The sequence below is a fragment of the uncultured Thiodictyon sp. genome (genome assembly GCA_903837595.1).
GTDB lineage: Bacteria > Pseudomonadota > Gammaproteobacteria > Chromatiales > Chromatiaceae > Thiodictyon.
Window position 1 is genome coordinate 1 of sequence record CAILVI010000082.1, and the last position, 9,125, is coordinate 9,125.

Annotated in this window: 8 protein-coding genes and 2 pseudogenes; 5 read left to right on the forward strand and 5 right to left on the reverse strand. The window is 62.4% G+C overall.

Translation table 11 applies throughout. The features are described from left to right. A partial coding sequence (locus QZY44_RS04505; protein ID WP_295442827.1) for a tyrosine-type recombinase/integrase occupies positions 1 to 1,018 on the reverse strand: 1,018 nt, incomplete at its 3' end. Next, a complete protein-coding gene (locus QZY44_RS04510; RefSeq protein ID WP_295442831.1) occupies positions 1,012 to 2,241 on the reverse strand; it encodes a tyrosine-type recombinase/integrase in 1,230 nt (409 codons plus the stop codon). The genes QZY44_RS04505 and QZY44_RS04510, both read right to left, overlap by 7 nt. Positions 2,242 to 2,466: 225 nt before the next feature. Here QZY44_RS04510 and QZY44_RS04515 point away from each other — a divergent pair, with 225 nt between their 5' ends. The 3 genes and pseudogenes from QZY44_RS04515 to QZY44_RS04525 all read left to right on the forward strand — a co-directional run. Then, on the forward strand, positions 2,467 to 2,928 hold the full coding sequence (locus tag QZY44_RS04515; RefSeq protein WP_295442833.1) for a hypothetical protein: 462 nt from the start codon (positions 2,467 to 2,469) through the stop codon (positions 2,926 to 2,928). A gap of 3 nt (positions 2,929 to 2,931) precedes the next feature. Next, on the forward strand, positions 2,932 to 3,459 hold the full coding sequence (locus QZY44_RS04520) for a hypothetical protein (RefSeq protein ID WP_295442836.1): 528 nt from the start codon (positions 2,932 to 2,934) through the stop codon (positions 3,457 to 3,459). Continuing rightward, a pseudogene (locus QZY44_RS04525) lies at positions 3,453 to 3,707 on the forward strand (PD-(D/E)XK nuclease domain-containing protein); the annotation flags it as partial. The gene QZY44_RS04520 and the pseudogene QZY44_RS04525, both read left to right, overlap by 7 nt. A 2-nt stretch (positions 3,708 to 3,709) precedes the next feature. Here the strand turns inward: QZY44_RS04525 and nfsA are convergent. Further along, positions 3,710 to 4,459 carry an oxygen-insensitive NADPH nitroreductase gene (gene nfsA / locus QZY44_RS04530; RefSeq protein ID WP_295442839.1) on the reverse strand — a complete coding sequence of 250 codons (750 nt, stop codon included), beginning with the start codon at positions 4,457 to 4,459 and terminating at the stop codon, positions 3,710 to 3,712. A gap of 75 nt (positions 4,460 to 4,534) precedes the next feature. After that, on the reverse strand, positions 4,535 to 4,660 hold the full coding sequence (locus tag QZY44_RS04535) for a hypothetical protein (RefSeq protein ID WP_295442842.1): 126 nt from the start codon (positions 4,658 to 4,660) through the stop codon (positions 4,535 to 4,537). 205 nt (positions 4,661 to 4,865) lie between these two features. Between QZY44_RS04535 and QZY44_RS04540 the strand changes: the two genes are divergently transcribed. Together QZY44_RS04540 and QZY44_RS04545 are read left to right on the forward strand one after the other, a co-directional pair. Then, positions 4,866 to 6,104, forward strand: coding sequence for an HD domain-containing phosphohydrolase (locus QZY44_RS04540; protein ID WP_295442844.1), 1,239 nt, complete (start codon positions 4,866 to 4,868; stop codon positions 6,102 to 6,104). An 85-nt stretch (positions 6,105 to 6,189) separates the two neighbouring features. Further along, positions 6,190 to 7,653, forward strand: a complete 1,464-nt coding sequence (locus tag QZY44_RS04545) for an RsmB/NOP family class I SAM-dependent RNA methyltransferase (RefSeq protein WP_295442846.1) — start codon at positions 6,190 to 6,192, stop codon at positions 7,651 to 7,653. A gap of 132 nt (positions 7,654 to 7,785) precedes the next feature. Here the strand turns inward: QZY44_RS04545 and QZY44_RS04550 are convergent. Further along, positions 7,786 to 9,125: pseudogene (locus QZY44_RS04550) on the reverse strand (hypothetical protein); the annotation flags it as partial.

Consider the following 9,125-nt stretch of genomic DNA (forward strand, 5'->3'; position numbering starts at 1 on the left):
CGAGGGTTTCGGTATCGATTGCGCGGATCCCGGCAAACCCCCGCAAAATCCGCTGCTCGCCGCGGTTATGGCGCTCGTGGCGTAACGGAAAGCGGGAAACTTCAGATGATAGGGTACCCCCGTCGATAAAGGTTTCGCAGCGACGGGCAATATCGGTCATCAGCTGCGGGACAGCTTCCAGGTACCAATAGGTGCTGTCGACCTTCGCGTGTCCCAGATAGGTGGTGAGCGCCAGCGTCTGTCGGCCGACCTGGTCCCGCTCCTCGGGGCATGCCAGCAGCACTTTCACAGCGAAGCTGTGGCGCAAATCCATGAGCCGAGGCGCGGGAACCCGTTGGTCGGCCGGGATACCTGCGGCGTGCAGCAGTTCATGAAAGGTCTCGGCCACGACGGTGTGCGAAAGGCCGCCGCCACGCCGCGAGACGAAGAGATGCGGATCATAGCCGGCGATGCGGCAGCGCTGGTCAAGGTACTGCTCCAATGCCCGCTCGGTCGTCTCATGCAGGGGTATCAACCGACTCTTGTGAAACTTCCCCGCACGCACCACCAATCCGTCCGGAGTGATATCGTCCAGCCGCAGCGCACGGACTTCGGCAACGCGCATACCCGTGACCGCCAGCAGTCCGAACAGGGTGCTGTAGGTCTGGGGTCGTAATGTCCCGACGGGACCAAGCCGCCGTGCCTGAATGATAAGTCGCTGAATTTCTTCATCGCTGAAAATGTAGGGGCGTGGTCGCTGTCGGCGGCCACAGAATATTCCCGCGGCTGGAATCTCATGACGCGCGTCCTCGACATGCATGAACTGAGCAAAGCGTGTCACGATTCCCAAGCGATACTGCCGCTGGGCTTCGCAGATGTCTGCAGCAGCCCAGTCGATTGCCGTTGCCGCCGTGATAAACTGCTCGCTGCGTGCCGTCGCAAAGACGGCGAAACTGCGCAGGTAAGGTTCGGCCGCTTTGAGTTGAAAGCCGGTGCTGCGCCGCATGGCCAGATAGGAGTCGACCGCTACCATTAACATGATGCCACCTCCGGCCAGGGTCCGGCGATGTCACGCAGTAGCTGCACGTCGACCTTGGCATAAATCGCCTTGGTTTCGACTGAGGCATGGCGTAGCACCACGCCAATGGCCGACAGGCTCATACCCTCACGCAGCATCGTGGTCGCGGCGGAGTGGCGTAACAGATGGGCGCCATACCTCGGCGCATCGATGCCGACGCGATGCATCGCGCGGGTCACGATCTGACCGACCGTTTGGTACGACAAGCCCTTGATGGGGGCAAACGCCGTGACAAAGACACGCACATCGTTGATCACCTGCCGCTTTTGCAGATAGGCCAAGGTGGCATCGCCAGCGTCTTGCGGCAGTGGTAATCGGCATTCGCGTCGATTCTTTCCAGCGACGAGTAGCGTCCCTGTTTCCCAGTCGATCGCGGTGAGCTTCAATCCGGCGACATCCCCGGCACGCAGTCCCAGGCGAGCCAACAACAACAGCACCGCACGATCACGTACGCCGATAGAAGTCGTCAGATCGCAACTGGCGATAAGGCGTTCCACTACCTCGTCCGACAGGTACGTTGGCAAACGCGCCAAGCGCCAGTGGGCGATGGTGGGAATCGCCTGATCCAACCCTGCTGCGCACTGGCCCATGGCGACCAGAAACCGCAGGAACATGCGAACGGCGGTCACCACTTGTTTGGCGTGGCCGGGACCATGGCGACTAGCTTGATTGAGAACAAAGGCGCGCAGGGCTGTGGCATCATAGCGCTCTGGGCAATCACCCAACGTCTGGAGCAGATTGAGTAGCGGCAGCCGATAGTTGTCCAGGGTGATATCGCGCGTTCCCCGCTGGGCATGCATCCAACGGCGAAAGGCGATCATCAGCCCCGGCTCCGGCGCTGTTGACGGGGGCGGCTCCGGGTTCGCCAGGCGACCCATGGCCGTGAGGAAGTCGAGGAAGTGGCGAGCGCCGTCAAGAACGTACTCAAAGCCCCCGCTGGTGTGCCGTTGCGGGAGCTGTTTGCCGAAGGCCTTCAATGCCTCCCGATCGAGCTGTGGCAAGGCCAGCCCGATGTTGTTGGCCCACAGGATGAAACGATGAGCGGCGCGAACGCGCCGGCGTATGCATGAACGCTGGTATCCATGCTGTGTAAGCCAGGCGGCGAACTCCTCCAGTTCCGGGCCGGCGGGGCCTTCCTGATACCTAGACAGCGTCTGTGGATTCTTGAAGTAGGCCGTAAGCATGCTGCTCTCCTTCAGTTGGTGCCCTGAAGGACGGCAGCATTATGGAAAGCAATTTCAGAGCTGAAAGCTGAAAAATCCTCGAAATATCCGAGGACTGCTATCGCCCTGAGACAGTATAGTTCTCATAATCTGGGGCTTTCCATAAGCGCGATTATGGAAAGCTTTCTATAATCGTTCCGAAGATCGTCAGATCCCTAACAACGACGGTGACAAGTCACAAGTAACATGGACAAGAGAATCATTGCCGCAGCAGTCATTTCCATCATATCCACCAGAGCTGAGAGCGCTGGCCCACCCGAGCGAATTCGCGAGCCGATTCCATACAGCAGGACACAGTGTGAGGAGATAGTGGAGAGGTACACTGACATCTTGGACCTGCAATATTCCTACGCTATCGCATGCGAGGCAGGAAACAAGAGCAAGTGCAGCGATGTTGAACGTGTTGGCGCATATGAGGCCGAAATGGCGAACAGGGCTAATGTGTGTGCAGGCGAGTACGGCATCTATGGATGGTACAGCGAGAGATTTAGGGCACACATAATGATCCAACTGAAGATGGGTGACTTCTCTTCCTTCATGCCTACCAACTTCTACGCAGCACACTACGAGCCTCGCCTGGAAAAGTGTTACGGCAACATTGAATATGTAAAGGGCACATATTCGGCACAATACAAGGCGGGAATCTAGTGCTTGGGCTCGAAGCTGAACAGTGGTGCTTGCGAGGCTTACAAGGAGGCAGTCAAAGAGTACAGTGCGGACCGGGCTTTGTATGCCAAAGGCTGTGATCCTCTTGGCAAGGAAGATATGGCCGTCTTGTCCGCGCAAAGCGAAACGTTAGCCACTATTCGCAAGGTTGACGGTGACGTTAAGGAGTATCAGAAGAGCGAGGACTGCCAGGCAGACAGCGAGTGCAAAAAGGGAATGTCCGCCAAGGAGTGGGGCAACGCAGGATCTAACTGCACGAATGAGATGCCATATTTCAACCTCATACTAAAGACGCAGTATAAGGCGGGAGAGTGGTGCCTGAAGGAAGGGCCGGGCAGTGATGCCTGCAAGGCATACGTCCGTGCTAAGGAACTCAACGACAAGTGGACCAAGCAGTTCGACACCGGGTGTATCTCCGGCAAGAGTGCGAAGGATGATCAAGAGCGGAAGTTTAGCGCTGACTTCAGGGCGGAGCAGCCCAAGATGGTGGTGTCAAGCGACACCAGGAACTGACCCCCAAGGAATCCAGCCGCGCCGGGCGACTGGACCTGGCACTGCGCTTCAACGGCCAGGTCTATCTATTCGAGTTCAAGGTGGTGGAACTGGAGCCCGAGGGTCGAGCGCTACAGCAAATCAAGGATAAGGGCTACGCCGACCCCTACCGCGCAGCCGGTCAGCCCATCCATCTGATCGGCGTAGAATTCAGCCGGGAAAAACGGTGCGTAGTTGGATTCGAGGTCGAGACCTTGGGCTGCCATTGAAGTCACTGCCGAAAGAACCCCAGCCGCCGCAGAAAGGGCAGCAGGTGCTCGCGCTTCTTGCCCTGCATGGCGCGCGCGGTGGTGGAGGTCCAATCACCGGCGCGGGCGTTACGGTCGCGGGCGGCATAATAGTCGGCGATGACTCGGTCATAGTCGGCCATGGCCGCGGGGGCCGGGTCGCGGTAGCGGTCCTCATGCAGGATGAGCGCGAGCGGCAACCGAGGTTTGACCTGCGGGTCCTCCGCTGGCCAGCCGAGACAGAGCCCGAAGAGTGGGGCCACCAGTTCGGGCAGGGCGAGTTGCTCGACAACCGTCTCTGGGTCATTGCGCAACCCGCCGATAAAGACCCCACCGAGCCCCAGTGACTCGGCGGCCACCAGACAGCCCTGGGCCATGAGCGCGGTATCCACCACCGCGGCCAAACTGTGCTCGGTCCAGCCCTCCAGCGTGCCCGCGTCGGACCGCCGGCAGGCCGCGTCGACCCGCCGGAGATCCGCGCAGAAGACCAGGAACTCCGCCGCCTGTTCGATCCAGGGTTGGTTGCCCGCGGCCCGCGCGATGGCCGAGCGCGCCGCCGCCCGCGTGACCCGCACCACCGAATACGCCTGGATGAAGCTCGAACTGGCGGCCCCCTGGCCGGCGCGAATCACGGCTTCCAGCATCGCCGCGGGGATCGGCTCACCGGTGTAGCGCCGCACCGAGCGGTGGCGACGCAGGAGTTGGATGACCGGATTGTCGGCGATGGGGTCCATAGGGGGAGTACTCAGGGGCGAGGTTTACCAAAGCATAAGGAAAAAAACGCGTGGGCTCGAACAGGCGTGCCGGGGCTAAAAGGTCTGGGCGGCGAGCCAGGTGCGGCCGTCTTCCACCCGGTGGGTACGGCGCATCCGCAGCAGACCGGTCGGGAGCGACGGGGCGCGCCTAAGCCCGCCAGTGAGTTTCTTGGGGCGCACAGCGCCCAGCACATGCGTGACACCGCTGGAGCGGTGTCACAAGAAGCTGGGTGGGTGGCCGCAGTCATGAGCAACGCCCTAGCGTAAGATGATACCACATGGGTTTAAGCTTTTGCCGCACCGACGGTTTTGCCCTATCATTGCGATCAGGGGGCGCGTCAGACAGGGGAGCTGGCGCCATTTCACAGCAAGGTCATTGCGCGTCATGGCACATATTCTCATCATTGAAGACGACCGTACCCAGGCCAAGGTCTTGGACCAGCGCTTGGTCAAAGCGGGTTACCAGGTGAGCATTGGGAGTGATGGGGCCGAGGGTTGGAGGTTGGCGCAAACGCTCCACCCTGATCTCATCATCAGCGATATCGCCATGCCGGTGATGGACGGCCTCCAGTTGTGCCGGCGCATTCGTGATGACGAGCACCTGCGCACCATTCCGATCATTCTGTTGACCGTGATGAGTGATGTGCAGGACCTGGCAAATGGACTGAATGTCGGCGCGGACAATTACCTGATCAAACCCTACGATACGGCATTGTTACTGGAACGCGTGCGCGCCACTTTAGGCCGACCCAGTCGGGTGACGGAGGAAACCAAGATTGCGCTCCAAGCGACGATCGGCGGCACGGCATTTGAGGTGTGCACTGGCCCGCAGCAGATGCTGAACCTGTTGCTTTCCACGTATTCTCACGCCATTTTCAGAAATCAGCTGCTGCACGATGCGCAAGACCAGCTCGCGCTGCGCAACAATCAACTGCAAGATGATGTGGAGAAGAAGTCCACCGCCTTGATCGAACACCAACGTCGATTGAATGCCGAGCAGGAGCTGGTGCTCAACATGGAAACGGCTCAGTTGCGTGAAATACACGCCACACTGATCGCGTCGGTCACCGCGATTGCCGCCACGGTGGAGACGCGCGACCCCTTCACCGCCGGCCACCAGCGGCGGGTGACCAATCTGGCGGTGATGATTGGCAGGCAATTGGCGCTGACGGCTGACGAACTGGAGGGTTTGCAGATTGCCGGCGTGGTACATGACGTCGGCAATATCCGCATCCCGATCGAAATTCTGACCAAACCGGGCCGACTTGACACGGAGGAGTTCGCCTTCATCAAGACCCACCCCCAAACCGGTTACGACATCCTCAAGCACATCCGCTTCCCCTGGCCGATTAGCGAGCTCGTGGTGCAACACCACGAGCGCCTGGACGGCTCCGGCTACCCCCATGGCCTGACGGGCGACCGGATCCTGCTGGGGGCCAAGATTCTCGCGCTGGCCGATGTGGTGAACGCCATGACCAGCAGGCGGCCGTATCGCGAACCCTTAGGGCTGGATGCCGCGATTGAGGAAATACAGACAGGCCGCGCGAAGAAATATGAACCGGCCGTGGTGGATACCTTCATGTCCATTCACCGGCAAGGTTTATGGGCACCCGAAACGGCCTGAGGATCGGCCATGCACGCGCCGCCCATCGCGCTTATGCTTGCGGTTCATGCCGTTCCCCGCGCCCAGCCACGATGCCCCCACGCCAATGACCCCACGCCACGCCCGCGGCAGCGCCGCCTCGCTCCCCACCCCGGACCAGGTGGCGGCCTCGCCGCTGCGGCGCTACCGGGAGATCATCGACGACTGGGACGCCTTCGCCACGGCCCTATGCCGCCCACTCGCCCCCGTGGTCTGGGCCAATCCGACCCGCATCACGGTGGCGGACCTGCGGGAACTGCTGGCGGAGGAAGGAATCGCGGCGCAAACCATCCCCTGGCTGCCGGGGGCACTGCAACTGCCCATTGAGACCCGCGCCGGCCAGCACTGGTGGTATTGCGCCGGGCTGGCCCATGCCCAAGAGGAGGTTTCCCAACTCCCGGCCCATCTGCTTGACCTGGTACCGGGACAACGGGTGCTTGATCTGTGCGCCGCCCCCGGCGGCAAGACCGCCCAGATCGCGCTCGGCCTGGACAACCGCGGGACCCTGATCGCCAATGACATCGCCTCGGCCCGCATCAAGGCGCTGCAAGGGAACCTGGACCGGCTCGGCATCCTGAACTGCTCGACCACCTGTTCCGACGGTGCCAACTGGCCGACCGCCGGGGGTCAGTTCGACCGCATCCTGGTCGACGCGCCCTGCTCCAGTGAGGGCACGCTGCGGCGCACCCCGTCGCTGGTCGAACGCCTGGACCCAGGCAGCCAGACACGGCTGCCTCCCCGCCAGCGTGCCCTGCTGCGCAAGGCGGTGCAGCGTCTCAAACCCGGCGGACGCCTGGTCTATTCGACCTGCACCTTCGCCCCGGAGGAGAACGAGTGTACGGTGGCCGATATCCTGGCGGAGTACCCGGAACAGTTGCGCCTGGTGCCGATCGCGGTGCCGGGACTCGTCGGCTCACCCGGTCTCACCCACTGGGACGGGCGTGACCTGCCGACGGAACTGGCTGGGTGCCTGCGCATCTGGCCGCACCACAACGACAGCGGCGGATTCTTCATCGCCGTGCTGGACAAGGATGGGGCGGCGCAGGCGGAGCCGGACCCGACCACGGCGACCTTGGACCCGTCAGACGGCGCCGACTGGCTGCCCGACCTCGCCGACCACTACGGCCTGCCGACGGACTGGTTCAAACACCTGCGCGCCCATCGCCAGTCCCGCCGCGGGCTGCACCTGATGGCTGCGGACCACTGTCCGCCAGCCGTGCCGCGAGCGGAGGGCAGCGGGCTCTTTTTCCAACGCACCAATGTCCGCCCGCCCAAGCCGACCACCAGCGCGGCCCTGCTCTTCGGACCCGCAGCGACCCGCTTCAGCCTCGCCCTGACCCAGGAGCAGCGCGACCGCTATCTGCGCCGGGAGCAGTTCGAGCCCACGGTGCAGCAGGCCGCCGCCAACCCGCCGGGGCAGGTCGTGGTGAGCTATCGCGGCCAGGTCTTGGGGGTCGCGGTGCTGCACCGCTCCGGCATCCTCGAGAGCCTGTTCCCGAGCCGCTGGAGCGGCTGTACCGGGGGAATCTGAAGCGGGAACGGACAGTTGTCACGCCAAGGCGTCGAACCCACGCTTGGCAACCCGAAAAAACGTGAGGGGCCGGCTAAATGGCGATGACCATCCAGCCGACCCCCACCCCGTTACCCTACTGCCGGCTTACGCCTACAACTTGGACACCGTGCCGTCGAGCATACTGGTTACCCAAGTATTGGCGCCATCAAATGCGATACCGTAGGGATAATTGCCCACCGGGTAAGTCCCGAGCAACGCGCCAGAGGCCAGATCAAGCTTGACAACCGAGCCTTCCATTGCACCGGTCACCCAGATATAGGAACCGTCGAAGACGATACCGTATGGGGTCGCACCCGTGGGATAACTCCCCAGCAATGTGCCCGCGGCGTCAAGCTTGGAAACCGTGCCGTCGCCGTAATTGGCCACCCACATATTGGCACCATCGAAGGCAATCGAGGATGGCATTGAGCCAACTGCGTAGGTCCCCAGCAGATCTCCCGTGCCGGCATCAAGCTTGGTCACGCTTCCGCTGTTTTGATTAGTCACCCAAATATTGGCGCCATCGAAGGCAATCCCGTTGGGCGCATTGCCCACCGGGTAATTGCCTATCAAGTCGCCCGACTCGGCATTGAGCTTGGCCACCGTGCTGCCCGCACCATCGGCCACCCACACATTGGCGCCATCAAAGGCAATGCCGGTCGGGTAAACGCCCGCCGAGTAAGACCCCAGCAGGGCACCGTTGGCCGCACTGAGCTTGGTAACAAAGCCGATCTCTGCATTGGTCACCCAGACATTAGCGCCATCACAGGCGATGCCGCTTGGGGTGCTGCCCCCCGGGTAAGCCCCCATCAGCGCCCCGGTGGCGGCATCAAGTTTGGCAACCGTATTGTCACCGTAGTTGGCCACCCACATATTGGCGCCGTCAAAGGCAACGCCGATAGGATTTGCACCCACGGCAAACCGAACTGTGGTGGTCACACCCCAATTGAGCGTGGCAATGCGCCGCGGGCTATAAGCCGGGCCGGTACCGCTAGTAGCAGGCCCGGCGGGACCGACGGGGCCGGCGACACCGCGTGGGCCTGCATCGCCTTTGGGGCCTTGCGGGCCAGCGGCACCGGTATCGCCCTTCGTACCTTGCGGCCCGGCGAGCCCTTGCGGTCCCTGCGCCCCGGCGACGCCTGCCGGACCTTGCGGGCCCATCGCGCCGATATCGCCAGTCGCGCCGGTATCGCCGGTATCGCCCTTCAGACCTTGCGGTCCGGCGAGTCCTTGCGGACCCTGCGGTCCGGCGACGCCTTCCGGACCTTGCGGGCCAGTCGCGCCCGTATCACCTTTCGCACCCGGCACACCGGTTGCGCCGGTATTGCCCTTCAGACCCTGCGGTCCGGCGAGTCCTTGCGGACCCTGCGCTCCGGCGACGCCTTCCGGGCCGGCCGCGCCGGTATCGCCTTTCGCACCCGGCAAACCGGTTGCGCCGGTATCGCCCTTCA

Excerpts from the sequence above, each read along its gene's own strand:
- QZY44_RS04515 (WP_295442833.1), top strand. The coding sequence starts at position 2,467 with ATGGACAAGAGAATCATTGCCGCAGCAGTCATTTCCATCATATCCACC.
- QZY44_RS04540 (WP_295442844.1), top strand. The coding sequence starts at position 4,866 with ATGGCACATATTCTCATCATTGAAGACGACCGTACCCAGGCCAAGGTC.
- QZY44_RS04545 (WP_295442846.1), top strand. The coding sequence starts at position 6,190 with ATGACCCCACGCCACGCCCGCGGCAGCGCCGCCTCGCTCCCCACCCCG.
- nfsA (WP_295442839.1), bottom strand. The coding sequence starts at position 4,459 with ATGGACCCCATCGCCGACAATCCGGTCATCCAACTCCTGCGTCGCCAC.
- QZY44_RS04510 (WP_295442831.1), bottom strand. The coding sequence starts at position 2,241 with ATGCTTACGGCCTACTTCAAGAATCCACAGACGCTGTCTAGGTATCAG.